The sequence below is a fragment of the Tenacibaculum halocynthiae genome, assembly GCF_964512825.1.
Taxonomy (GTDB): domain Bacteria; phylum Bacteroidota; class Bacteroidia; order Flavobacteriales; family Flavobacteriaceae; genus Polaribacter; species Polaribacter halocynthiae.
This window is the reverse complement of sequence record NZ_CAZELG010000021.1, coordinates 288359-314659: the sequence shown is the minus strand read 5'-3', so window position 1 is coordinate 314659 and position 26301 is coordinate 288359. Positions and strand designations below refer to the sequence as shown.

General features: G+C 29.7%; 25 protein-coding genes. 16 read left to right on the top strand and 9 right to left on the bottom strand.

Features of this window, described 5'->3' with window-relative positions:
* Positions 1-31: 31 nt before the first annotated feature.
* Positions 32-1096: a 3-phosphoserine/phosphohydroxythreonine transaminase gene (gene serC, locus ACKTTQ_RS08395; RefSeq protein WP_408048941.1), complete on the bottom strand. Its 1065-nt coding sequence runs from the start codon at positions 1094-1096 to the stop codon at positions 32-34.
* 52 nt (positions 1097-1148) lie between these two features.
* On the bottom strand, positions 1149-2210 hold the full coding sequence (locus ACKTTQ_RS08390) for an acyl-CoA reductase (protein WP_093871624.1): 1062 nt from the start codon (positions 2208-2210) through the stop codon (positions 1149-1151).
* Positions 2211-2281: 71 nt separating this feature from the next.
* Between ACKTTQ_RS08390 and ACKTTQ_RS08385 the strand changes: the two genes are divergently transcribed.
* From ACKTTQ_RS08385 to ACKTTQ_RS08370, 4 genes are all read left to right on the top strand, one after another.
* Positions 2282-2632, top strand: coding sequence for a 4Fe-4S dicluster domain-containing protein (locus ACKTTQ_RS08385; protein WP_093871623.1), 351 nt, complete (start codon positions 2282-2284; stop codon positions 2630-2632).
* Between the two features lie 112 nt (positions 2633-2744).
* Positions 2745-3488 carry a hypothetical protein gene (locus ACKTTQ_RS08380; RefSeq protein WP_408048940.1) on the top strand — a complete coding sequence of 248 codons (744 nt, stop codon included), beginning with the start codon at positions 2745-2747 and terminating at the stop codon, positions 3486-3488.
* Positions 3489-3608: 120 nt separating this feature from the next.
* Entirely contained in the window at positions 3609-5282 is a 1674-nt protein-coding gene (locus ACKTTQ_RS08375) for a sodium:solute symporter (protein WP_408048939.1), read from the top strand.
* A complete protein-coding gene (locus ACKTTQ_RS08370) occupies positions 5269-5736 on the top strand; it encodes a GNAT family N-acetyltransferase (protein ID WP_408048938.1) in 468 nt (155 codons plus the stop codon). Before ACKTTQ_RS08375 ends, ACKTTQ_RS08370 begins: the two co-directional genes overlap by 14 nt.
* A gap of 90 nt (positions 5737-5826) precedes the next feature.
* Here the strand turns inward: ACKTTQ_RS08370 and ACKTTQ_RS08365 are convergent, their stop codons facing one another.
* Positions 5827-6669 carry a DUF2911 domain-containing protein gene (locus tag ACKTTQ_RS08365; RefSeq protein WP_408048937.1) on the bottom strand — a complete coding sequence of 281 codons (843 nt, stop codon included), beginning with the start codon at positions 6667-6669 and terminating at the stop codon, positions 5827-5829.
* A 102-nt stretch (positions 6670-6771) separates the two neighbouring features.
* Between ACKTTQ_RS08365 and ACKTTQ_RS08360 the strand changes: the two genes are divergently transcribed.
* Both ACKTTQ_RS08360 and ACKTTQ_RS08355 read left to right on the top strand, forming a co-directional pair.
* Positions 6772-7437: an aquaporin gene (locus tag ACKTTQ_RS08360; protein ID WP_093871618.1), complete on the top strand. Its 666-nt coding sequence runs from the start codon at positions 6772-6774 to the stop codon at positions 7435-7437.
* Positions 7424-8182, top strand: coding sequence for an NAD(P)-binding domain-containing protein (locus tag ACKTTQ_RS08355; protein WP_408048936.1), 759 nt, complete (start codon positions 7424-7426; stop codon positions 8180-8182). Before ACKTTQ_RS08360 ends, ACKTTQ_RS08355 begins: the two co-directional genes overlap by 14 nt.
* On the opposite strand, the gene gldG is transcribed toward ACKTTQ_RS08355, so the two are convergent.
* Genes gldG through ACKTTQ_RS08330 form a run of 5 tightly spaced genes read right to left on the bottom strand, consistent with a single transcriptional unit; the run spans position 8179 to position 12232 of the window.
* Entirely contained in the window at positions 8179-9819 is a 1641-nt protein-coding gene (gene gldG, locus ACKTTQ_RS08350; protein ID WP_408048935.1) for a gliding motility-associated ABC transporter substrate-binding protein GldG, read from the bottom strand. The two genes, ACKTTQ_RS08355 and gldG, sit on opposite strands and share 4 nt — an antisense overlap.
* Positions 9812-10531 carry a gliding motility-associated ABC transporter permease subunit GldF gene (gene gldF, locus ACKTTQ_RS08345; RefSeq protein ID WP_093871615.1) on the bottom strand — a complete coding sequence of 240 codons (720 nt, stop codon included), beginning with the start codon at positions 10529-10531 and terminating at the stop codon, positions 9812-9814. The genes gldG and gldF overlap by 8 nt, the downstream gene beginning before the upstream one ends.
* The gene (locus ACKTTQ_RS08340; protein ID WP_299134903.1) at positions 10525-11067 is read right to left on the bottom strand and encodes a GNAT family N-acetyltransferase; all 543 of its coding nucleotides are present in this window, start codon (positions 11065-11067) and stop codon (positions 10525-10527) included. The genes gldF and ACKTTQ_RS08340 overlap by 7 nt, the downstream gene beginning before the upstream one ends.
* On the bottom strand, positions 11067-11363 hold the full coding sequence (locus tag ACKTTQ_RS08335) for a putative quinol monooxygenase (RefSeq protein WP_113787353.1): 297 nt from the start codon (positions 11361-11363) through the stop codon (positions 11067-11069). Before ACKTTQ_RS08335 ends, ACKTTQ_RS08340 begins: the two co-directional genes overlap by 1 nt.
* Before the next feature lie 2 nt (positions 11364-11365).
* Positions 11366-12232, bottom strand: a complete 867-nt coding sequence (locus ACKTTQ_RS08330; protein ID WP_113787352.1) for an SAM hydrolase/SAM-dependent halogenase family protein — start codon at positions 12230-12232, stop codon at positions 11366-11368.
* Between the two features lie 120 nt (positions 12233-12352).
* On the opposite strand from ACKTTQ_RS08330, the gene ACKTTQ_RS08325 reads away from it, so the two are divergent.
* From ACKTTQ_RS08325 to ACKTTQ_RS08300, 6 genes are all read left to right on the top strand, one after another.
* On the top strand, positions 12353-13303 hold the full coding sequence (locus ACKTTQ_RS08325; RefSeq protein ID WP_093871611.1) for a PhoH family protein: 951 nt from the start codon (positions 12353-12355) through the stop codon (positions 13301-13303).
* A gap of 1 nt (position 13304) precedes the next feature.
* The gene (locus ACKTTQ_RS08320; RefSeq protein WP_093871610.1) at positions 13305-13904 is read left to right on the top strand and encodes a hypothetical protein; all 600 of its coding nucleotides are present in this window, start codon (positions 13305-13307) and stop codon (positions 13902-13904) included.
* Positions 13905-13944: 40 nt separating this feature from the next.
* Positions 13945-14892: a phosphoribosylaminoimidazolesuccinocarboxamide synthase gene (locus tag ACKTTQ_RS08315; protein WP_408048934.1), complete on the top strand. Its 948-nt coding sequence runs from the start codon at positions 13945-13947 to the stop codon at positions 14890-14892.
* Positions 14885-15253, top strand: coding sequence for a glyoxalase (locus ACKTTQ_RS08310; protein WP_299134888.1), 369 nt, complete (start codon positions 14885-14887; stop codon positions 15251-15253). The genes ACKTTQ_RS08315 and ACKTTQ_RS08310 overlap by 8 nt, the downstream gene beginning before the upstream one ends.
* Positions 15254-15272: 19 nt before the next feature.
* A complete protein-coding gene (fabV, locus tag ACKTTQ_RS08305; RefSeq protein ID WP_408048933.1) occupies positions 15273-16460 on the top strand; it encodes an enoyl-ACP reductase FabV in 1188 nt (395 codons plus the stop codon).
* 84 nt (positions 16461-16544) lie between these two features.
* Positions 16545-17021: a hypothetical protein gene (locus ACKTTQ_RS08300; protein ID WP_408048932.1), complete on the top strand. Its 477-nt coding sequence runs from the start codon at positions 16545-16547 to the stop codon at positions 17019-17021.
* 1 nt (position 17022) lies between these two features.
* Here ACKTTQ_RS08300 and ACKTTQ_RS08295 read toward each other — a convergent pair whose 3' ends face one another.
* Positions 17023-18261 (bottom strand): mechanosensitive ion channel family protein, encoded by a 1239-nt coding sequence (locus ACKTTQ_RS08295; protein ID WP_408048931.1) that lies wholly within the window; start codon positions 18259-18261, stop codon positions 17023-17025.
* 167 nt (positions 18262-18428) lie between these two features.
* On the opposite strand from ACKTTQ_RS08295, the gene ACKTTQ_RS08290 reads away from it, so the two are divergent.
* The 4 genes from ACKTTQ_RS08290 to ACKTTQ_RS08275 all read left to right on the top strand — a co-directional run bounded on the left by ACKTTQ_RS08290 (position 18429) and on the right by ACKTTQ_RS08275 (position 26123).
* A complete protein-coding gene (locus tag ACKTTQ_RS08290) occupies positions 18429-18890 on the top strand; it encodes a (2Fe-2S)-binding protein (protein ID WP_093871604.1) in 462 nt (153 codons plus the stop codon).
* 11 nt (positions 18891-18901) lie between these two features.
* Complete coding sequence (locus ACKTTQ_RS08285; RefSeq protein WP_408048930.1) at positions 18902-21061, top strand: xanthine dehydrogenase family protein molybdopterin-binding subunit; 2160 nt, start codon at positions 18902-18904, stop codon at positions 21059-21061.
* Positions 21062-21344: 283 nt separating this feature from the next.
* Positions 21345-24797: a pyruvate carboxylase gene (locus ACKTTQ_RS08280; protein ID WP_093871602.1), complete on the top strand. Its 3453-nt coding sequence runs from the start codon at positions 21345-21347 to the stop codon at positions 24795-24797.
* 75 nt (positions 24798-24872) lie between these two features.
* Entirely contained in the window at positions 24873-26123 is a 1251-nt protein-coding gene (locus ACKTTQ_RS08275) for an aminotransferase class I/II-fold pyridoxal phosphate-dependent enzyme (protein ID WP_093872071.1), read from the top strand.
* Positions 26124-26301 lie beyond the last annotated feature (178 nt).

Here is a 26301-nt window from a genome sequence, read left to right as displayed (position 1 = left end):
AGCTTTTTTTAAATGAATGATGACGTTATTTTTATGCTTTTCTTTCTAATTCTTGCATTACATCAACTAAAGCTTGAACGCTATATAGTGGTAATGCATTGTACATGCTTGCTCTATATCCTCCAACACTTCTATGACCGTGCAATCCATTAATGTTAGCTTCTTGCCACATGAAATCAAACTTTTCTTTTAAGTCTTTATTAGTTAATGTAAAAGTAGCGTTCATATGACTTCTATCATCTTCTTCAGCAAGTCCTTTAAATAAAGGGTTTCTATCCATTTCATTGTATAAAAGTGCTGATTTTTGTTTATTAACACTTTCTATAAAGTCTATTCCTCCTAAATCTTTTAACCACTCTAATGTTAGCATAGATACATATATAGGAAAAACAGCAGGTGTATTAAACATACTATCTTTTTCTATATGAGTTTGGTAGTTGAGCATAGATGGAATTACTCGTTCAACTTTTCCTAATATGTCTTCTTTAACAATAACCAATGTTGTTCCTGCAGGCCCCATATTTTTTTGAGCTCCTGCGTAAATTAAGTCAAATTGAGAAAAATCCAATTGACGAGAAAAAATATCAGAACTCATATCGCATATCATTGGAACTGTAGTTTCAGGAAAACTTTTCATTTGAGTTCCGTAAATAGTGTTGTTACTTGTACAGTGAAAATAATCAGCGTCGCTAGGGATTTTATAATTTTTTGGAATATAATTAAAGTTTTTATCTATAGAAGAAGCTACTTCGTCTAATTCTCCAAATAATTTAGCTTCTTTTATAGCTTTACTACTCCATGTTCCTGTATTTAAATAAGCTGCTTTTTTATTTAATAAATTATACGCTGTCATTAAAAATTGAGAGCTAGCTCCTCCGTGTAAAAAAAGAGCTTTATATCCTTTGTTTTGTAAGCCTAATAATTCTAAAGCTAAACTTCTAGCATTTTCAATAACATCAACAAAAGGTTTACTTCTGTGTGAAATTTCAATTAATGATAAATTGTCATTGTTAAAATTAATAACAGCTTCAGAAGCTTTTTGAAGTACTTCTTCAGGTAAAATACATGGACCTGCGCTAAAGTTATGTTTTTTCATTTTTTTACTTGTGTGTTGTTAAGCAAAGATGCAAATTATACGAATTTAAACCTTATAAATTAGTCAAAAAGTCTAGAGTGTTAATTCCATCAGCATAGTCCCATAACTTAGGCTTTTGAGTATGTCCAAAAGGTATTTCATTTTCAATAAAGTTATTAGAAGTAATACATTGTATTTGTTCTTTATCTTGAAATAATTTTATTTTCAAATCATCTGAATTATCATAATATTCATAAAAAACAGAAGCAATTGGTGAAGCATAGCTTTTATCTTCTTTAATCATTAAAAAACCGTTTTCAAGTATATCAAATTCGCTCATTAAATATACTGCTTTATTATAATCATAGTTATTAGCATATTTTGCATTATTGATAATTTCATGACGCTTATACATTCCTTTAAAAAAACTGTCAAAATTATAATTTTTAGGAACAAAAAGCTTAGAAACTGAACGGCAACCCAAACCAAAATATTTAAAAATATCATCACTTAAACTTTCTAAATCACCTTCAGTTTCGTTTCCAGTAATAACAGCAACAGAATTTCTACTTTTTCTAATAATATTAGGCTTGTTTTTAAAATAATACTCAAAATATCTAGCAGTATTATTACTTCCAGTAGCAATTACAGCATCAAAAGTAGTTAGTTTTTCATTTGTAAAAACTATTTTTCCTTTTAGCTCAGGAGAAACATACTCTAGATATTTAGCTAAAAAAGGAAGTAAATGTTTGTCGTTTGACGATTGTTTTACTGTTATAGAGTGGCCAGCAATAAGTACAGATAAAAAATCATGAAACCCAACTAAAGGAATATTTCCTGCCATTATTACTGCTACATTTTTAGAGATCCCTTTGCCTAGTTGTTCATTTTTAGTCCATTGAGTTAAGTTATCAAAAGTCAATGCTTCTGCCCAACTTTGAGTTGCAAAAAATAAATTATCACTAGTAAACCATGTATTGTTTTCACCTGCTATTTTTAACTGATGCTTGAAGCCTTCAAAAAATAAATCATTATGAAGTACATTTTCTTTTTGTGCCATTTTTTCTGAAGAAAACTGACTTAAAAAGCTCCCTAATTCACTAAAAGCTTTTATTCTACCTTTTATGTTATCCATTTATTTTGGTTCTAAATTAAATTGGAACTATTTTTGCGATTGCAAAGTTACAAAACTGAAAGTGATTTATTATGGCAATTATAATAACAGATGAATGTATAAATTGTGGTGCTTGTGAACCTGAGTGCCCAAATACAGCTATATATGAAGGTGCTGATGATTGGCGTTATGCTGATGGTACCGATTTAGAGGGTGATATTGTATTACCAAACGGAAATAACGCAAATGCTGAAGAAGAGCAAGAGCCAATTTCAGATGAAATTTATTATATTGTTGCAGATAAGTGTACAGAATGTAAAGGATTTCATGAAGAGCCTCAATGTGCGGCTGTTTGTCCTGTTGATTGTTGTGTGCCTGATGATGATAATGTTGAAACTGAAGAAGAGTTGTTAGGAAAACAACGTTTTATGCATAACGAATAATTTTTTTTGAAAATAAATTTAAATCCTGAGTTTTTGCTCAGGATTTTTTTGTTTTAAAAAATCGTAATTTCAAAAAATATTTTCGACAAAAACTTATAAACCGTTTTATAAAATGAAAAAAATAATTTTAGTAATACTAGTTTTAGTAGTATTCATATCGTGTAATAAGTCTGTTAAAAAACAAAAAATCAAAAAAAGTTATCCAGAGAGTTTGGATAAGGTTATAGAAAAGCATGGAGGAATTGATGTTTGGAAAAGCTATAAAACATTATCTTTTACTGTAAAAAATGAAGAACATACCACTGAATTAAATTCAAGAAAAGCAGTTGTGAGTACAGATAAATATTCATTAGGATTTGATGGAGAAAATGTTTGGTTGAAAGAACAAGATTCTGCTGCTTTTAAAGGGAATCCTGAATTTTATTATAATTTGTATTTTTATTTCTATGCAATGCCTTTTGTATTGGCAGATGATGGAATAACATATTCAGAAACTAAACCTCTAGAATTTGAGGGAGTATCTTATCCAGGTATAAAAATATCATATAAAGCAAATGTAGGAACTTCTCCTGATGATAATTATTTTATATATTACCATCCTGAAACATATCAAATGGAATGGTTAGGGTACACTGTTACTTATTTTTCTAAAAAACCATCTAGTAAATTTAATATTATTAGATATAATGATTGGGAAAATGTTAACGGTTTAGTATTACCAAAATCAATAACTTGGTACAAGAAAAATGAAGATGGTAATCCACTAGAACCTACTAGAGAACCTACTCAATTTTCTTCAGCATTGTTAAGTAAAGCACCATTAGCTGATAGTTTTTTTGAAAAACCAAAACAATAAAATAATATTATGAGTCCCCAAAAATATACATGGAAACGTGAATACACACTTGTTTTAGTAGCCAATTTAGTGTACTTAGTACTGTTTTATATAATTACTAATATTTTTAATAACTAGAGTATGCAAAGTATTGATTGGATAGTTCTTTCGTTAACGTTAGCGTTTATTGTAATTTATGGAGCATGGAAAACTAAAGGTAGTAAAAATGTTGAAGAGTATATAAAAGGGGGCAATGATAGTAAATGGTGGACTATTGGGTTGTCAGTAATGGCAACACAAGCAAGCGCGATAACTTTTTTATCCACACCAGGACAAGCTTTTCATAGTGGAATGGGGTTTGTTCAATTTTATTTTGGGTTACCTATAGCAATGGTAATTATCTGTTTAGTTTTTATTCCTATTTACCATAAATTAAAAGTATATACTGCTTATGAGTTTTTAGAAGGGCGATTTGATAAAAAAACAAGAACATTAACAGCAATATTATTTCTTATTCAAAGAGGTTTAGCTGCTGGAATTACCATTTTTGCACCTGCTATTATATTATCGGCTGTTTTAGGTTGGGATTTGATTACTTTAAACGTAATAATAGGATTATTAGTTATTATTTATACAGTTTCTGGTGGAACTAAAGCAGTAAGTGTAACTCAAAAGCAACAGATGGGCGTCATTTTTGCAGGGATGTTTATTGCTTTTTATATTATTTTAGATTACTTACCAGACGGAATAACGTTTACAAAAGCTCTTGAAATAGCCGGTGCAAGTGATAAAATGAAAGTGCTAGATTTTTCTTGGGATTTAAATAATAGATATACAGTTTGGACAGGTATTTTAGGAGGAACATTTTTAATGCTTTCGTATTTTGGAACTGATCAAAGTCAGGTTCAAAGATATTTATCTGGGAAATCAGTAAGAGAAAGTCAGTTAGGATTAATTTTTAACGGATTATTAAAAGTACCTATGCAGTTTTTTATTTTGTTGGTTGGGGTAATGGTATTTGTATTTTACCAGTTTAATAGTTCTCCTTTGAATTTTAACCCTAAAGCACAAGAAGCAGTTGTTAAATCTGAATATGCTTTGGAATATAAGCAGTTAGAAACTCAACATCAAAGAATTGAAAACGAAAAGAAAACATTAATTTTTGAAGGATTAACTGATGAAAATAAAAAACAAATTCAAAAACTAAATGAACACGACAAAGAGCTTAAAGAAAAAGCAAAAGAAATTATAGAAAAAGCTGATTCTAAGGTTGAAACCAATGATAAAGATTATGTATTTATTCAATTCATATTAAATAATTTACCAAAAGGATTAATTGGTTTATTGTTAGCTGTAATATTATCAGCTGCTATGTCGTCTACAGCCTCTGAATTAAATGCCTTAGCTTCAACAACAGCGATGGATTTATATAAAAGAAATGTTACTAAAGAATATTCTGATGCGCATTATGTAAAAATGTCTAAATGGTTTACTTTAGGTTGGGGGATTTTAGCTATTATAGTAGCCTGTGTAGCTAATTTATTTGATAACCTTATACAATTGGTAAATATTATCGGTTCTATATTTTATGGGAATGTTTTAGGAGTGTTTTTATTAGCCTTTTTTATAAAAGCTGTAAAAGGAAATGCAGTGTTTATAGCTGCGATTATAACTCAAATATTGATTGTTACTGTATGGTATCTAGATTGGTTACCATATTTGTGGTTAAACGCTTTAGGTTGCGGATTGGTAATGTTAATAGCTGTTTTAATTCAAATATTAGATAAGAATATATTTATAAATGATAACGACTAGAAAAGCAACATTGGAAGATTTACCAGTGTTATTAGAGTTTGAACAAGAGATAATTAAGGCTGAGCGTCCTTTTGATGTAACTTTAAAGGAAGAAAAAATATCTTATTATGACATTAAAGCAATGATTTTAGCTGATGATATTGAAGTGATAGTAGTTGTTGATAATGATATGCCTGTAAGTTCAGGTTATGCAAGTATAGTAACGCCAAAAAAATATTTTAAGTTTGATAAGTTTGCTTATTTAGGTTTTATGTATACAAGTCCATCACACAGAGGAAGAGGGATAAATAAAATTGTTGTACAGGCTTTATTTGATTGGATTAAGTCAAAAAAAATTCATGAAGTACGGCTTGATGTTTATACTGAAAATATAGGGGCTATTAAAGCTTATGAAAAAGCAGGTTTTAAAAAGAATTTGTTAAACATGCGAGTTGATTTAAGAAATATATTGTAATTAAGTATCAAGAAAATTAATTAAAGTTAACAAATAAAAAAGCCTGGAAATAATTAAATTTCCAGGCTTTTTTATTGTTTTAAAATGAAATTATTTCATTTTAGCTAAAAAGTCTTTGTTCATTTTAATATAGTCAGCATTCCCTCTTTTTTCAGCACCAGCTAAAGAAGCTTTAGCAGCTTTAATAGCTCCTTTTTTATCTCCTGCTTTTGCTAAGATTAATGATTGTTGACGTAAATACCAAAAACGAGGTTGATCTTTAGTCATGTCAATTGCTTTGTTAATCCATGTTCTAGCTTTGTTTATATCTTTACCTTCTTGTAAGTAATAGACAGCAGAAGAAAAATAGTCACCAGCACTAGGACCTTGCATAACTTTAGCAATACTAGCCTCAACACCTTTGTCAGTTGGAGTGTTAAATTTAACACCTACATAAACGTTTTCCCATAACATACCTAAAACTCCAGAATTGTTAGTAAGATCATCAATTGTAATTGTAAATGATTCTATTTTCATTGGCATTGGTACTACTTTAGCAGTAGTTGTAAGCGCAGCTTTTTTATCGTCCCATTTTTGAGGAGTTCCCCAGTTATTAGAGTCAGCATAAAAAATCACTTCCCAAGAAGTTTTACCTGGTTTAGTGTATAATGCATAGGTACCTTTTTTTAATTCTTTTCCGTCAATAGTAACATTATCACTAAATGTAACTTTTGTATTAGCATTAGCACCAGTTCTCCATAATTTACCATAAGGAACTAAGTCTCCAAAAATAGTTCTACCTCTCATTCCTGGTCTAGAATACTCTACAGAAACATCAGATAAACCTACTTTTTGTTCAAGTTTTGAAGAAGGACTCGGAGCTGGAGTTTTTACTTGAGCATTTATGTTTGTTGATAAAGCCACAACAAACAAACTTAATAATATTTTTTTCATGATATGAATGGGTTTGTTTTTAATTAGTTTGCTAAAATTACAACGAAAATAAATGGAAAATGTTAACAAAAGCTTAAAATAACGAAGCGTATATTTGCAGTCATGAAAAAATATATTTCTGAATTAATAGGTACGTTTTCACTTGTTTTTTGTGGAACAGGAGCAATGACTGTAAACGAAATAACAGGAGGAGCTGATTTAACTCATGTTGGTGTTGCAATAACTTGGGGGTTAATAGTAATGGCTATGATTTATGCTTTTGGAGAAATTTCAGGAGCACATTTTAATCCTGCGGTAACTATTGCTTTTGCATATGCTAAAAAGTTTTCATGGAAAGAAGTTCCTAAGTATATTATAGCTCAATTATTGGGGGCTTTATTGGCAAGTATACTATTATGGATTATATTTCCAGATAGTGAATATTATGGAGCAACAATACCTGTTTTAGAGCCTTGGAGAGCTTTTGTATTAGAGCTATTGTTAACGTTCTTTTTAATGCTTACGATTATTAATGTTTCTACAGGAAGTAAAGAAGTAGGAGTAATGGCCGGTATAGCAATTGGAGGAGTAGTTTTATTAGAAGCTATGTTTGCAGGTCCAATGACTAAAGCATCTATGAACCCAGTTCGTTCTATAGCTCCTGCTATAGTATCTGGACATTTTGAGCATTTATGGTTATATATTTTAGCACCAATTTTAGGTGCATTACTAGCAGTAGTTTCATGCAAATTGGTAAAAGACGATAGTTGTTGTGATGGAGCGTGTTAGTATTTTGGGATGCGGATGGTTAGGAAAACCATTAGCAATTGATTTAATAAATAATGGATACGGAGTAAAAGGGTCAACTACTTCTAAACAAAAAATGGATGTTTTTAGAGCTTTAAAAATCATTCCTTTTTTAGTAGATATTTCTTTAGATAATGATATTAGTGATTTTTTAAATTCTGAAATTCTAGTTATAGCTATTACCTCTAAAAATATAGAAGACTTTAGTAATTTGATTTCAAGGATAGAGAAATCACCTGTGAAAAAGGTGTTGTTTATTAGTTCTACTTCTGTGTATCCTAGTTTAAATAAAGAAATGACTGAAGAAGATAAAACTGTTAATTCTCCTTTAGTTGAAATAGAGGGGCTATTTTTAAAAAACAGAAGTTTTAAAACTACTATTATTCGATTTGCAGGTCTTTTTGGTTATGATAGGCAACCAGGAAATTGGTTTAAAAACAAAGCAATACGATATCCTAAAGGTTTTGTGAATATGGTACATCAAGACGATTGTATATCAGTTATAAAGGAAGTGATAATTCAAGATGCCTTTGGTGAGGTATTTAATGTTTGTTCAAATCATCATCCAACTCGTGAAGAATTTTATAAAAATGCAAGAAAGATATTGGGAAAGGAGCTACCAGTTTTTGATAACTCTATGCCTTTACAATACAAAATTATAAATTCGGAAAAAATACAAAAAGTATTAGAATATACTTTTACTCATGATAACTTATTGAGTATTTAACTATATTTTTTCTTTCTCCAATAATTAAAAGAAAAACCAAATAATGTTAATAGTATAAGTGGAATTCCAATGTTTAAAAATTGCCAAAAACGTTTTTCTGTATAGGCTCTTTGTTTATCTAAAAGATTAATTTGGATAGTTTTATTTCTAAGTTGAATGAGTCCTGTGTCATCTAATAAGTAATCAACGGCATTTAATAAAAACTCTTTGTTTCCGTAATATGCACCTGTCCATTTGTCTTTTGATAAATCATAAGGTTTTCCTTTTAAAAGTTGATTTTTAGCGATATCACCATCTGCTATCACAATCATTTTATTTTCTTTGGTATCAGAAGAAAAGCTTGGAGTGTTAAATGGTTTGACACGATTTTTATAAGCAGAAGTAAATTTCCCTTCTAATAAAACAGCCAATAATTGTGGACCACCATTATATTCATTCTGTTTTGGTTGTTTACTAATACTTTGTAGTTCAACAAAATTAGGTGTACCAATTTTTTTTGTTAGTACTGATGATATAAATAAAGGTGTTTTTTTAATATTTCCTTTTAAAGTGTCAATTTGAGTGGTAAATTGAAAACGAACTGGTGCAATGTTTTTTGTGATTGGATGATTAGGGTTTCCATTAACTAATGGGTGATAAAACCAATTGAGATGTTGAAATTGTGCTTGATTACCTATGTTTCCTGTAGCTAGCGGGATTTTAGCGCTATATAAATCTTGAATAAGTTTATTGTTAATTCTAACTTGGTAGCTAAAAAGTAAGTCGGTTAAATTTAAATCACGAGGAAAAGCTAACATTTTACCTTCATTGTATAAACTATCAGTGTCAGCATAGTTTGTGTCTACCATCCATAAACTTCTACCTCCATTATTAATGTATTGATCTAAAACTAATTTTTCTTTTTCAGTAAAACGTTGAGTAGGTTTAGCTATAAAAGCTAAGTCGTATTTAGTTAAATCAGTTAATGTTTTTTGAGGATTATTTTGGGTACTGTCTAATGTGAATTTAGCAAGTCTGTATTTGTTTTTCAGTTTAGATAGAATACTATACAAATACATATCACTCAATTCTCCATTTCCAGAAATAACTGCTATTTTTTGTTTAGCTTTTTTAGAAATTAAACTAAAAGCACTAGCAAACGAATATTCTAGTTTTTCAATAGCATTTTGTAATTGAGCTTCTTGAGTTTTTAAAGCTGAATCTGGTAATAAAGAAACTAATTCTGTTTTGTTACCAAAACTTATTTCAGCCCAAGGAAAAATAATAGCTTCAGATAAGTTTCCATTTTCATCAACAGTTAGTCTGCTAGGAAGCATTCCTTTTTTAATAAGTTCCTCTCTGATATTATCAGGATTTATAAAACGAAATCGTATGTTTGAGTTTTCAGCTTGTAGCTCTTCTAAAAACTGACGAGTTTCTATTTGTAAACGTTTAAATTCTGAAGGAAAATTACCTTCTAAATATACATTTATTAATAAAGGATTTTCAAATTTATTGATTAGTGTTGTACTTACTTTTGATAAAGAATAACGTTTGTTGTGAGTGATGTCAAAACGTTTATATACACTTTTACTTATATAGTTTATAACTAATATACCTATAAAAACGAATAGTATGTGTTGAATTTTTTTACTCATTTTTTAATTGTTGTTTAGTAATGAATAAAAAGAAAAAAGTAACACAAATAAAGTAAATAATATCACGAGTGTCTATTACACCGCGACTAATACTTTTATAGTGTTCATTAATTCCGAATTGTTGTAGCGTGTATCCAGATTTTCCTAAAGAACTACTTATAGATTCAAACCCAAAAAATAAAATAAAAGTGATAAATACACTTATGATAAAAGCTACTATTTGATTTTTTGAAAGTGTTGAGGTAAATAAACCAATTGAAGTGTATGTGGCTGCTAAAAAGAATATTCCAATATAGGAACCTAGTGTGCTACCCATATCGATATTACCAATAGGTTTGCCTAGGTTGTGAATTGTGTATACATACGTTATTGTAGGTATTAAAGCAATACTAACTAATAATAAAGAAGCAAAGAATTTTCCAAGTACAATTTGCCAGTCTGTCAAAGGTCTTGTTTTTAATATTTCAATAGTTCCGTTGCTAAATTCATCTGCAAAACTTTTCATGGTGATAGCAGGAATTAAAAATAATAGTAACCAGGGAGCCAAGTAAAAAAAGCTGTTAAGATCAGCAAAGCCAGCATTTAAGATATTTAAATTGTCATTAAACACCCATAAAAACAATCCGTTTACGAGTAAAAATACACCAATAACTAAATAAGCTATGGGTGAGGAAAAAAATGAGTTGAATTCTTTTTTTAGTATGGCTAACATATATGATTATAATCTGTTTTTATTAATCCTAAAATAATATTATTTTCAAAATCTACATCTTTTTTTTCAGATCGAATGTTAAAATTATGTTTCTTTAATAAGCTTATAGAGTTCTTGTTTTTTTTGTGCGTATAAGCTTCAATTTCATTTAAAAGGAGTTTGTTGAAACCATAGTTTAAAACTTCTTTTAAAGCTTCACTCATAAAGCCTTTTCCTTGAAAATCAGTATGTAATTCATATCCAACTTCGGCATAGGTAAAGTCTTCATTAAAATGACGCAACCCAATAGAGCCTATTAAAATATTATTGTACTCAATAGCCCAATACACACCTTTGTTGGCGTTAATTAATTGGTCAATCATTTTTATAAAGTCTTCTATATCCGAAATCCTTTTAGGAACAGGTCTGTCAATAAATTTATTTACTTCTTTGTTAGAACGTATCTCAAAAGTAGCTTTTTGATCACTATCAACAAGCTTCCTTAAAACTAAACGTTCGGTTTTTAAAATAGGAAAAGGATTAAATAATTCTTTCATTAAAGCAAAGATGCTAATTTATCAACACTCCATGCAACTGGTTTATCATTAAAAAGAATTTTAGTTTTTGCCCAAACTCCTTTAAACAGTTCAGAGTTTCTGTAATTTTCTAAATCTTCTTCTGTTTCCCAGTAACTATAGGTAAAAAATATATTAGGGTTCGTTTTGTCTCTATACAACTCTAATAAACGACAACCTGATGATTTTCGTATGTATTCTTTCTTTTCATTAAAATTAGCAAGAAATTCTTCAGTTTTTTCTGAGTGGAAACTCATTTTCACAATACGTACAAACATAATTATTGGTTTATTGTTACAAATTCAGGCTTAACAATATCTTCAAATTCAATAGTAATAGTATCTCGATACTTTAAACCAAGTAGGGTAGAGGCTCCTCCAACAGTTTTTAAGTTACTTCTATAAATAGCAATTTCAAGAAAGTCAGCTGAATTAAAAAGAGCTAGCTTGTCTCCATCATATTGTCTTTTTTCTTCAGGTAATGTATAGTCAACAATTTCATTATAACCATTCAATACTTTTTTAAATTGATACCTACTAGCGTTTATAATAAAGTTACGCCCCTTACCAATTGAGCTAAATAACTTCTTATTAATATTTGTAATTGCATTACCATAATTATCAATATAAATAACACCACCTTTAATAATAGTTTGTTGTTGATTTACTTTTGGTTGAATTTCAGTAATCTTTTTATAGTTTGAAATTTCTTTACCTATAACATTTAAATTACCACCACGAGCAATATGTGAAGCTACTTTAACAAATATATCTAAAACAGGAAAGCTACTATTTGTATGATTATGGATGTTTATTTCAACAATTCGAGTAGGGTTTACCTCTGATGCAATCATGGAAATTAATCCATTATCAGGACAAATAAAAAACTGATTATCTAATTCAATAGCTATATGTTTATTATCAATACTTAGCTCTGAATCTACACCAATAATATGTATGGTGTTGTCAGGGAAACTCTTGTAAGCATTTTTTAAAATATATGCAGTTTCAGTAATGTTAAAAGGAGATATGTCGTGAGTTATATCTACTATAATAGCATTTGGTAGCTCTGAATAAATAGCTCCTTTTACAGCCCCTACAAAGTGGTCTTTAGTTCCAAAATCAGTAGTTAATGTAATAAGAGACATTAATATTAGTTACTTGTTAATTAAATTGTGAAAAATTATATTGAAAATTATAGCAAAACTAAGCAATTCAATAAAAATAATCATTATTTTTAGTGTGAATAATATTAAAACTTATATCATTTGAACGAACGTATTATTGAATTAACAGAAATTAATCCAAACGACTTTTTTGGAGCTCAAAACAGCACCATAAGTCAATTAAAAACATACTTCCCAAAAATAAAAATTGTTGCTAGAGGAAATAAATTAAAAATTTATGGAGAACCCGAAATTTTAGATGAATTTGAAAAGCGTGTTGGTATGCTAATCAAATACTATATGAAGTATAACAAACTTGATGAAAATGTTATAGAACGTTTAATAACCTCTACAGGAAAAGAAGATAAGCCACAGTCAGGAAAAGTATCTGATGTATTGGTACATGGAGTTAGTGGTAAACAAATTAAAGCTCAAACAGAAAATCAACGTAAAATGGTTTCGTTAATGACGAAAAATGACATGTTGTTTGCTGTTGGTCCAGCAGGAACAGGAAAAACGTATACAGCAGTGGCATTAGCTGTTAGAGCATTAAAGGAGAAAGAAGTTCGTAGAATAATTTTAACAAGACCAGCGGTAGAATCTGGTGAGAATTTAGGATTTCTTCCAGGTGATTTAAAAGAGAAACTAGACCCTTATATGCAACCTTTATATGATGCATTAAGGGATATGATTCCGCATGAACGATTAGAGTCTCATTTAGAAAAAGGAATAATTCAAATAGCACCTTTGGCCTTTATGCGTGGTAGAACATTAGATAATGCTTTTGTTATATTAGATGAAGCACAAAATACTACACATGCCCAAATGAAAATGTTTTTAACAAGAATGGGAGTGCATGCTAAGTTTATTATTACTGGAGATCCTGGACAAATTGATTTGCCCCGTAAGCAGATATCAGGTTTAAAGCAAGCATTATTGGCTTTAAAAGATATTAATGGAATAGCGCAAGTATACCTAGATGATAAAGATGTTGTACGTCATCGTTTAATAAAGAAAATTATTAAGGCTTATAAAAGTATAGAAACAGAATAAGATGTTAAATAAATTAAGTTTTCAAGAACATTTATCTTTAGGATACTTATTTTTAGTTGTTTTAGGTCTTGTTTCTGAAGCGATTTTTTATGGGTTTTTAGATATTAATTATTTAGAATATGTATCTATTTTAGATGCTCTTTTTTCTCCTATTTCCTTATTAATTAATAATAAATTGTTATTTGGAGTTTTTATTTTTTTTATGTTATTAACTTTTTTCTGGATTGTTAGATTTCCCAAAATTCATGAAAAAAATAAAGATAAAAAATGGTATCGTAAATTATATAAAGAAGATGCTAATAAAAAAGGAATTAAGGTAAGTAAGAAAAGTGGTTTTGTATTTGTTGTTTTGTACTTTTTGTTTGCTTTACTTTTAGGGTTTAGATTAGGTGCAGGAATTAATTATAAAAAGAAATTGACCAATATTAAATTTAAAAGTGATTGTTTATTAATTTTTAAAGATAATAGTAAATTAAAGGTTAAGAAAATAGGTCAGAACAGTGCTTATATCTTTTATGTGGAAGAAAAAGATAGTGTTGTAACTGCAACACCAATTTTAGATAATATTAAACAAATAAAAAGAATAAAAAAAGAAAAGTAAAAAACTTACATTTGCACACTACAACACAACAATAACTATAATGAATACAATTAACGAAACTAGTTTTCAGTTTCCTAATCAAAAAGCAGTTTATAAAGGTAAAGTAAGAGAGGTGTACAACATTAATAATGATTTATTAGTGATGATAGCTTCAGATAGATTATCAGCATTTGATGTTATTTTACCACGTCAAATTCCTTTTAAAGGGCAAATATTAAATCAGATTGCAACTAAAATGATGAATGATACTGCGGATATTGTTCCAAACTGGTTGATAGCAAACCCTGATGAAAATGTAGCTGTTGGTCATTTATGTGAACCTTTTAAGGTTGAAATGGTAATCCGAGGATATTTGTCAGGTCATGCAGCTCGTGAATATAACACTGGTAAAAGAACACTTTGTGGTGTAGATATGCCTGAAGGGATGAAAGAAAACGATAAGTTTCCTTCAGCAATTATAACACCTTCTACAAAAGCTGATAATGGAGAACATGACGAAGATATTTCAAGAGAAGATATTTTAGCTAAAGGAATTGTTTCTGAAGAAGATTATTTAGTATTAGAAAATTATACACGTAAATTATTTCAAAGAGGTACTGAAATAGCTAAAAAACGTGGATTGATATTAGTTGATACTAAATATGAATTTGGAAAAACTAAAGAAGGAAAAATTGTACTGATTGATGAAATTCATACTCCAGATTCATCTCGTTATTTTTATGAAGAAGGGTATGCTGAGCGTCAAGAAAAAGGTGAAAAGCAAAAGCAATTATCTAAAGAATTTGTACGTCAATGGTTAATTGAAAATGGTTTTCAAGGAAAAGAAGGACAACAAATTCCTGAAATGTCAGATAATAAAATTATTGAAATATCTAATAGATATATAGAGTTATTTGAGCAAATTACTGGAGAAACTTTTATCAAAGCAAATACAGATAATGTATTAAAGCGTATAAATGATAATGTAGTTGATTTCTTAAATGGATAGTAAAAAAATAAGTATTAGACCCGTTTTAAATTTGTCATCATCAATTCCTATTGAAGATTTTCAAAATAGAACTGTACGTCCAATCTTAAAATTACAAAATGAATTAATAGTAGAACTATTTATGTTTTTTTGTGCTAAACAAAAAATAGAAATTTTAAACATAAAAAGAGAAAAGTTCAATAATACAGTAAATACAATAACTAGAAAAAATATAACTTTAAGAAATCAGTTATTAGGTTTGATTATTGGTCAATTTACAGTAAAAGAATTTGAATTTTATAAAGAAAATGATTCAGAAGTAAACAAACGAATTTTAACAATGATTGGTCAAAGAATAAAAGATAACCAATCAGAAATATAAAATTTTAAAACAAACAATAATGATTATAGAACCAAGAACAAGAGGGTTTATTTGTTTAACATCACACCCATCAGGTTGTGAGGAGAATGTAAAAAATCAAATTGAATATATAAAGTCAAAAGGTAAAATAGAAGGAGCTAAAAAAGTATTAGTAATAGGTTCTTCAACTGGTTTTGGTTTAGCGTCAAGAATAACAAGTGCATTTGGATCAGATGCAGCTACAATTGGAGTGTTTTTTGATAAGCCAGGAACTGAAGGTAGACCAGGTTCACCAGGGTTTTATAATACAGCAGCTTTTGAAAAAGAAGCCCATGCTGCCGGTTTGTATGCAAAAAGTATAAATGGAGATGCTTTTTCAAATGAAATAAAAGAAGAAGTTATTAATTTGATAAAAGAAGATTTAGGTCAAATTGATTTAGTTATTTATAGTTTAGCATCTCCGGTGAGAACACATCCAGTAAGTGGAAAAAGATTTAAATCGGTATTAAAACCGATAGGTGGAGAGTTTTCAAATAAAACAGTAGATTTCCATACAGGTAAGGTATCTGAAATATCTATAAAGCCAGCTGAGGGTGAGGATATTGAAAATACAGTAACTGTAATGGGAGGAGAAGATTGGAAAATGTGGATGGATGCTTTAAAAGCAGAAAACTTATTATCTGAAGGAGCAACAACAGTAGCCTATTCATATATAGGACCATCTTTAACAGAGGCTGTTTATAGAAAAGGTACAATTGGAGCTGCTAAAGATCATTTAGAAGCAACTGCTTTTACAATTTCAGATGATTTAAAATCTATAGGAGGTAAAGCTTATGTTTCTGTAAATAAGGCTTTAGTAACACAGGCTAGTTCTGCTATTCCAGTAATTCCATTATATATTTCATTGTTGTTTAAAGTAATGAAAGAAAAAGGAATTCATGAAGGTTGTATTGAGCAAATTCAACGTTTATATAGTGAAAGACTATATGGAGGAGATATAGCTCTAGATGATAAAGGTAGAATTCGTATTGATGATTGGGAAATGCGAGAAGATGTTCAATCTGAAATCGCTGAATTATGGAAAACAGCAACTTCTGAAAACTTATCAGAAATAGGAGATTTAGAAGGGTATAGTAATGATTTCTTTAATTTATTCGGATTTAAAGTTGAAGGAGTTGATTATAATGCAGATGTAAATGAAGTAGTAAAAGTGCCTAGTATTTCATAGATAAAAAATATAGATAAATAAAAACCTCATAGATTCTGAATCTATGAGGTTTTTATTTATATTCCATCCATAGATTAATAATGTATGAAAACAGCTACAATTAAAGTTTTAAAGGATGAGTTGGAGCATCAGAATTCTAAAGAATTATTAGAGTTATGCTTAAAGTTAATTAGGTTTAAAAAAGAAAATAAAGAGTTGTTAACTTATTTGTTGTTTGAGGCGCATAATGAAGAACAGTATAGAGAAACTGTGAAAAAGGAAATAGATGTTTTGTTTAGTGAGGTTAATACAAAGAGTTATTTTTATATAAGAAAAAGTGTTCGGAAAATACTTACAACAACAAAGAAATACATTCGATATTCAAAAAATAAAGAAACAGAAATTGAGTTATTATTGTACTTCTGTTTACAGCTAAAAAATGTTAAACCGTCGATAAAAAAGAGCCCTCGCATACAAAATGTACTGATAACTCAAGTAAGGTTAATACGTAAAGGTATTGATAAGTTACATGAAGATCTACAATTTGATTACAATGAGAAACTAATAGAACTTGACTTATAACCTAAAAGTTTGTGTTTGTTGGTAATTCAAATATTTCTAAATCAAAATGTTTAATTGAAGCCAGTAAATGATCAAAAATATCGGATACAATATATTCGTAGTTCTTCCAGTTTTTATCAGCACTAAAAGCATATATTTCTAAAGGTAAACCTTGAGAAGTAGGTGCTAACTGTCTAACCATAATCATCATATCATTGTTGATAGCGGGATGCATTTCAATATAGGTTTGAGCGTATTTTCTAAAAACACCAATATTAGTTAAATTACGTCCGTTTAAAAGAAGGCCTTTATTAATATTGTATTCTTTATTAAAGTTGTTAACCTTTTTTTGACGCATAGTTAAATACTCTTCAATCAATTGAACAGATTTTAATTTATCGATATCTTCATTCGACAAGTGTTTAATACTGTTTATTTTAATATTTAAAGCTCTTTTAATCCTTCTTCCTTGAGAGTTTACCATTCCTCTCCAGTTTTTGAAAGAGTCAGAAATTAAGGCATATGTAGGAATTGTAGTAATTGTTTTGTCAAAATTTTGAACCTTTACTGTGGCAAGTGAAATTTCTATTACATCACCATCTGCGCCAAATTTTTCAAAAGTAATCCAATCGCCAATTCGAACCATATCGTTTACAGATACTTGAATGCTGGCAACAAACCCCAAAATAGTGTCTTTAAAAATTAATATTATAATTGCAGAAGCGGCACCTAGAGCTGTAAAAAAGGCTAAAATAGACTGATTGGTTATAATAGCAAAAGACAAAATGAAACCACTAAACCAAGCAAATATCATAAATACTTGTATATAACTATCAATTGGTTTGTCTTTAAATTTTGGTAATGTTTTTAAATAATCTTTTATAGAGTTTAAAATACTTCTAACAATTTTAATAACTAAAACGATACTAATTATTTGAACAGATTTAATAATTAGGTTTCTGATGTATTCAAAATCATAAAAAAGAATAGGAATCAATTCAAAAAATAAAAAGACAGGAATAAGATGTGCAATATTAGTAGGAAGCTTGTTAGCTAATAATATATCATCAAAATTTGTTTTTGATGTTTTAGCAATTCGAACTGAAATACTTTGAAATACTTTTCTGGTAATTATATCAATAACATAAATAGCAATTAAAAATAAAATTAGTAAAATAAATAGATTTAAATATTTAGAAGTATTAATTGAAAAACCAAGTTCCTGTAAATAATTATAAAATAAATGCTTGTTTAAACTCATGATAATAAAAGTAAGTTGCAAATTTATAACTTATAATAGTACTAGCTTCTTGTAAAAAAAGATATTATTTATATAAGTAGATTAAAGTTTTCTTAAAATTATGCAATTAAATATAAAACAGCAATTTTTTTGTAACTTACACTCAACGAAACAAAAACTACTTAAAAATGCCAACTTATACTCTAAAAATTAATGAAGAATTGGTTACTGTTACAGCCGATTCTGATACACCTTTACTCTGGATATTGCGTGATGAATTAAATATGGTAGGAACCAAATTCGGTTGTGGAATAGCTCAATGTGGCGCTTGTACAATTCATGTTGATGGAAAAGCTATGAGAAGTTGTCAATTACAAGTTTCTGCTATAGATAAAGAAGAGATAACAACTATTGAAGGGCTTTCTAAAGAAGGAACTCATCCTTTGCAAAATGCATGGAAAGAAGTTGATGTACCTCAGTGTGGTTATTGTCAAGCAGGTCAAATAATGACAGCCGCTTCTTTTTTAAAAGAAAACCCAAGCCCCAATACACAAGAAATTCGCGAAGCAATGCATGGAAATATTTGCAGGTGTGCTTCTTACAATAGAATAGAAAAAGCAATTGCTATAGCAGCAGAAAAAATGTCATAAATACTACCAAGATGAACTCAAAAGAAAATAAACTAACATTTAGTAGAAGGAATTTTTTAAGAACATCTGCTTTAGCAAGTGGAGGGATTATGATAGGCTTTAATTTATTTACAGCGTGTAAACCAAATGTAAAGCCTTCTATTGATATAGAAAATCTAAATTTTAATGACTTTAATGCATTTATAAAAATATCAGATAATGGTTATGTCACAATCTATTCTCCTAATCCAGAAATAGGCCAGGGTGTAAAAACATCAATGCCAATGATTATTGCAGAGGAATTAGATGTTGAGTGGGATAAAGTACATGTAGTACAAGCAAAGTACAATAAAAAGGAATATACACGTCAAGTAGCAGGAGGGAGTCAATCTATACGTAAAGGTTGGGATGCTTTACGACAAACAGGAGCTACTACAAAACAGATGTTAATAAATGCAGCTGCTACAAAGTGGGGAGTTGATTCTTCTACTTGTAAAGCATTTAAGGGAATTATTACAAATGATAAAGAAGAAACTATAGGTTATGGAGAGGTTGTTAAAGAAGCAGCTCTATTGGAAGTGCCTGAAAAAGTAGAATTAAAGAAACCTTCTGAATATACAATTATAGGTACTGATGCTGTAAATGTAGACTTAGATAAGATCACAACAGGGAAACCACTTTTCGGATTAGATTATAAAGCTGAAAATATGTTATATGCATCAGTTTTGCGTCCACCTGCTTTTGGTCAAAAATTAGAAAGTTTTGATGATGGTGAAGCAAAAAAAGTAACAGGAGTACTTGAAGTTTTAAGGTTTGGTGATAAAGTTGCAGTTTTGGGTAAAAATACTTGGGCAGCAATGAAAGGGAAAAAAGCAATTAAAGCTGTTTGGAAAGATGCTGGAGAGTTAGAAAGCACTTTAGAACATGATAAGATTTTAAATGGAATTCTTGATAATGAAAAGTTAGATGTTCGTAGAGAAGATGGGAATGTTAAAAAAGCTTTTGCAGAGGCTGATAAAGTAATAGAAAGAACTTATCATTCTCCTTTTTTGCCCCATAATTGTTTAGAACCAATGAATTTTTATGCAAATGTAACTGATGAAAAAGTACATTTAGTAGGGCCAATTCAAACTCCACAATGGACGGTAGGAAGAGTTGCTAATTTACTAAAAAGAAAAGAAGAGGAAATTGAATTAGAAATGACAAGAATGGGTGGCGGATTTGGACGTCGCTTATATGGGGATTTTGCTTTAGAGGCTGCTGAAGTTTCAAGTTTGGCTAAAAAACCAGTAAAGGTCATTTTTTCTAGAGAAGATGATATGACAGATGGTATTTATCGACCAGCAATAAAATATAGGATTTCAGCATCTTTAAAGGATGGAGAAATTACTGGATATCATTTAAAAGAAGCAGCGATAAACAGTAATATGTATGGATTAATTCCACATTTTTTTCCTGCAGGGTGTATTTCAAATTACAAAGTGTCTAGTGGTAATTATAAAAGTAATATTACTACAGGTGCATGGAGGGCTCCTTACACTAACTTTTTAGCATTTGCAGAACAAAGTTTTTTCGATGAATTAGCACAAGAAATGGGGAAAGATCCAGTTCAGTTAAGAATTGAGCTATTGCAGAATGTAAAAGATAATGCAGATGAAAAAATAGAGTATTCTGGAGAGAGGATGGAGAGTACGATTAAATTAGCTGCTGAAAAAGGTGGTTGGGGAAAATCTAAAGAAGGTGTTTTTCAAGGTTTTTCGGCTTATTATAGTCATAATACCCATGTGGCAGAATTAGCAGAAGTAGAATTAAAAGATGGTGTACCTGTTGTTACTAAAGTTGTTGCAGCTGTAGATTGTGGTATAGTTGTAAACCCAACAGGAGCAATTAACCAAATTCAAGGAGGAGTTATAGATGGAATTGGACATGCTATGTATGGAAATTTGACTTTTGAAAATGGAAAACCATCAAATAAAAACTTCGATACTTATCGTTTAATAAGAATGAATGAAACCCCAAAAGTAGAAGTGCATTTTGTTCAAAATGAGTTGTCTCCTACTGGATTGGGAGAACCTGGGCTACCTCCGGCAGGAGGGGCGGTTTCTAATGCTATTTATAGAGCATTAAATACCAGACTGTATAAACAACCTTTTATAGATGAAGTTGGAGAAAAAAGTAAAGTTCTAGGATAGAATATATAAGAAGGAGGCTAAATTAAGCTTCCTTTTTTTTGTTAAAAATAGAATTTTGAGAAGATTGTTAAAATAGTATTGAATTTTAATTGTAAAATTGATAATTATTTAATAAAAAAATGATAAAGTAGTTTTTTATTACACTTATTTTGATAATGTGTTAAATTAATATTTTTTTATAAGTAAAATCGCGATTTTACTTATAAAAATGTAAATTAAAAACTAAATTTGGAGGGCAATTTATAAAACACGCTAACAAACACATTAACAAACACAAAGCACAATGAAAATTCAAAAAGTACTAGTAGCTAACAGGGGAGAAATAGCTATTAGAGTATTTAGAGCCTGCGTTGAGGTAGGAATAAAAACTGTTGGTATTTATACTTATGAAGATAGGTATTCTTTACACCGTTATAAGGCAGATGAATGTTATCAAATAGGTGAAGATAATGAGCCCTTAAAGCCTTATTTAGATATTGAGGCTATTATTAAAGTAGCTGTAGAAAATAATGTAGATGCTATTCATCCTGGATATGGTTTTTTATCTGAAAATGCTGAATTTGCCCAGAAATGTGAAGAGAATGGAATTATTTTCATTGGACCAAAAGTGTCGGTATTAAAAGCTTTAGGAGATAAAATCACAGCAAAAGAAGTTGCAGTTGCTAATAATGTGCCAATTATTCAAAGCAGTCAAGAAGATTTAAACTCAATTGATATAGCATTATCTGAAGCAAAAAAAATTGGATATCCAATTATGTTAAAAGCAGCTTCTGGAGGTGGAGGTAGAGGTATGCGTGTTATTAGAAGTGATGAAGAGTTGAAAAAATCTTTTCCAGAGGCAAGAAGAGAATCATTAAATGCTTTTGGAGATGATACTGTTTTCTTGGAAAAATATGTTGAAAACCCAAAGCATATAGAAATTCAAATAGTTGCAGATACTTATGGAAACATTGTGCACTTATATGAAAGAGATTGCTCTGTACAAAGACGGTACCAAAAAGTTATAGAATTTGCCCCTTCATTTGGTTTAACAGATAAAATTAAAAATGATTTATATACTTATGCTATTGATATTTGTAAAGCAGTAAACTATAACAATATAGGTACTGTTGAATTTTTGGTAGATGACGATGGTAGTGTATATTTTATAGAAGTAAATCCACGTATTCAGGTAGAGCATACTGTTACTGAAATGGTAACGAATATTGATTTAGTGAAAACGCAACTGTTTATAGCTGGAGGTTATAAATTAGCAGATAAACAAATAAAAATCCCAAGTCAAGAGTCAATTGTAATTACAGGATATGCATTACAATGTAGAGTTACAACGGAAGACCCTGCAAATGATTTCAAACCAGATTATGGAACAGTTTCAACGTATAGAAGTGCATCTGGATTTGGAATTAGATTAGATGCTGGAAGTATATATCAAGGGGTGAAAATATCGCCATTCTTTGATTCTATGTTAGTGAAAGTATCTGCAAGAAGTAGAACATTAGATGGTGCTTGTAGGAAGATGTTAAGAGCTTTAGTTGAGTTTAGAGTAAGAGGTGTAAAAACAAATATAGCTTTTCTTGAAAATATATTACATCACGAAACATTTAGAAAAGGAGAGGTTACAGTTAATTTTATAAAAAATGAACCCAAACTATTTGAATTTAAAGAACCTAAAAACAGAGCTAATAAGCTTATTAATTTTTTAGGAGAGGTAATTGTAAATGGAAACCCTGATGTTAAAAAAATAAATAAAAGTCATCAGTTTACTGTACCTAAGGTTCCTAAGTTTTCAAAAACAGAAAATTATGCGAAAGGAACCAAAGATTTATTAACTGAGCTGGGACCTGAAAAGTTTGCACAGTGGTTAAAGAATGAAAAGAAAATTCATTTTACAGATACAACTATGCGTGATGCACATCAAAGTTTGTTGGCAACACGAATGAGAACTACAGATATGCTAAAAGTAGCTGAAGGATATGCAAAGAATCATCCAGAGATATTTAGTATGGAAGTATGGGGAGGTGCAACTTTTGATGTTTGTTTACGATTTTTACAGGAAAATCCATGGGAACGATTAGCATTATTAAGAAAAGCAATGCCTAATGTTTTATTACAAATGTTAATTAGAGGGTCTAATGGAGTTGGATATACAGCGTATCCAGATAATTTAGTTGAAAAATTTGTAGAAAAATCATGGGAAACTGGAGTAGATGTTTTTAGAATTTTTGATTCATTAAACTGGATGAAATCTATAGAACCATGTATTAAACATGTAAGAAATAGAACCAATGGATTAGCAGAAGCTTCTATTTGTTATACTGGGGATATTTTGAATCCAAATAAAACTAAGTATGATTTAAAATATTACTTGCAATTAGCAAAAGATATAGAAAACGCAGGAGCACATATTTTAGGAGTAAAAGATATGGCTGGGTTATTAAAGCCACAAGCAGCATATGAATTAATAAGTGCATTAAAATCAGAAATTAATATTCCTATCCATTTACATACTCACGATACATCTTCGGTTCAATCTGCAACGTATTTAAAGGCTATAGAAGCTGGTGTAGATGTTGTTGATGTAGCATTAGGAGGATTATCTGGATTAACATCACAACCAAATTTTAACTCAATGGTTGAAATGTTACGATTTAATGAAAGAGAAAATCTTTTAAACACCGAGAAATTATCAGAATACTCGAACTATTGGGAAGCAGTAAGAGGATATTACTATCCTTTCGAATCAGGATTAAAATCAGGAACTGGTGAAGTTTATGAACATGAAATTCCAGGAGGGCAATATTCAAATTTAAAAGGGCAAGCTATTGCTTTAGGGTTGGAAGATAAGTTTACAGAGGTAACGAAAATGTATGGAGAGGTAAATACAATGTTTGGAGATATTGTAAAAGTAACACCTAGTTCAAAAGTGGTAGGTGATATGGCTCAATATATGATAAGTAATGATTTAACAGTTAAAGATGTAATGGAAAGAGGAGATACTATTTCATTCCCACAATCTGTAATTAGTTTCTTTAAAGGAGATTTAGGACAGCCAGTTGGTGGTTTTCCTGATAAACTTCAAAAAATCATTTTAAAAAATGAAGAACCGTATACAGATAGGCCAAACGCGCATTTAGAGCCAATTGATTTTGAAAAAGAATTTAAAGATTTCAAAAGACAATTTGGAAAAGGAATGGGAAGAGAGTTAGAAATTACTGATTTCTTATCATTTAAATTGTATCCAAAAGTGTTTACTGATGCTTATAACAACCATTTAAAATTTGGTAACGTAATGAATATTCCAACTAAAAACTTTTTATTTGGAATGGAAGTAGGTGAAGAAATTATGGTTGATATTGAATCAGGAAAGAAAGTGTTAATTTCATTAATGCAAAAGAGTGAGCCAGATGAGAATGGCTTTATAAATGTTTTCTTTAAGATTAACGGACAAATGAGAAATGTATCTATTAAAGATAATTCCGTAAAAGTTGATAAAATAGAAAATGTGAAAGCAGATGCAGAAGATGAAAAACAAATAGGAGCTCCTTTGCAGGGTTTATTGTCAACAGTATTAGTTAAAAACGGAGAAGAAGTAAAAGAAAATCAGCCGTTATTTATTATTGAAGCCATGAAAATGGAAACAACAGTAACAGCTATTTCTTCAGGTATTATTGATAAAGTTCTATTAGAAGCAGGATCCTTGGTTGATGCTAGTGATTTAGTAGTGAAACTGAAGTAAGAGATAAGTTAAGTTTTTTTGATATGCTCTTAAAAAAGTTTACTTTCGCAACATATAAAACAAAAGGTAAAAATGATTAAAGATTTATTTGAAAGAATAAAAGGGGATAAAGGACCTTTAGGAAAATGGGCTGATATTGCAGAAGGATATTATGTGTTTCCTAAATTAGAAGGGCCAATATCAAACCGAATGTCTTTCAATGGAAAAAAAGTAATTACTTGGAGTATTAACGATTATTTAGGTTTAGCAAATCATCCTGATGTATTGAAAGTAGATGGTGATTCTGCAGCTAAAGACGGAATGGCATACCCTATGGGAGCGCGTATGATGTCTGGGCATACAAAATATCATGAGCAATTAGAGCAAGAGTGTGCTGAATTTGTAGGGAAAGAATCTTCTTATTTAGTGAATTTTGGATATCAAGGTATGGTTTCAGCTATTGATGCTTTAGTATCAAAAGATGATATTATTGTGTATGATATGGATACTCATGCTTGTATTATTGACGGAGTTCGTTTACATGCAGGAAAACGTTTTGTATATAGACATAATGATATTGAGAGTTGCGAAAAGAATTTGATGAGAGCAACTAAAATGGCAGAAAAAACTGGAGGAGGAATTTTGTTAGTTTCTGAAGGTGTATTTGGAATGAGAGGAGAACAAGGTCGTTTAGCAGAGATAGTTGCCTTAAAAGAAAAATATAATTTCCGTTTATTAGTAGATGATGCTCATGGTTTTGGAACCTTAGGAGAAGGAGGTCGAGGTACTGGTTTTGAACAAGGTGTACAAGATGGTATTGATGTTTATTTTGCAACATTTGCAAAATCTATGGCGGGTATAGGTGCATTTTTTGCAGGAGATAAAGATGTAATTCAATATCTTCAATACAATATGCGATCTCAAATGTTTGCAAAATCATTACCAATGCCAATGGTAAAAGGAGCATTAAAACGTTTAGATATGATTCGTACAATGCCAGAGTTGAAAGAGAACTTATGGAAAATAACGAATGCATTACAATCTGGCTTACGTAACGCTGGTTTCGATTTAGGTACTACTCAAACATGTATTACTCCTGTGTATTTAAAAGGAGAAATACCAGAAGCTATGGCTATGGTTCAAGATTTACGTGAAAATCATGGAGTATTTTGTTCAATAGTAGTGTATCCAGTAATACCAAAAGGATTGATTATATTACGATTAATACCAACAGCTCGTCATACAGTAGAAGATGTAGAAGAAACTATAATAGCTTTTTCTGCAATTAGAGAGAAACTTGAAAATGGTACATATAAAAAAGTGGCTGAAGCTATAATGGCTGAATAAGCATAAAACATATGTGAATATTTAAAATGCTCTGAATTTATTTCAGAGCATTTTTTGTGCTTTTAAAATAAGATTTATTATATATTTTTTAATTTTAAAAAAATGAGAAAGAACACTTAGAATGTGCCTATTAACCATAGTTTATTATTTTTACTTTAAACCTTAAATTTATAAGTAT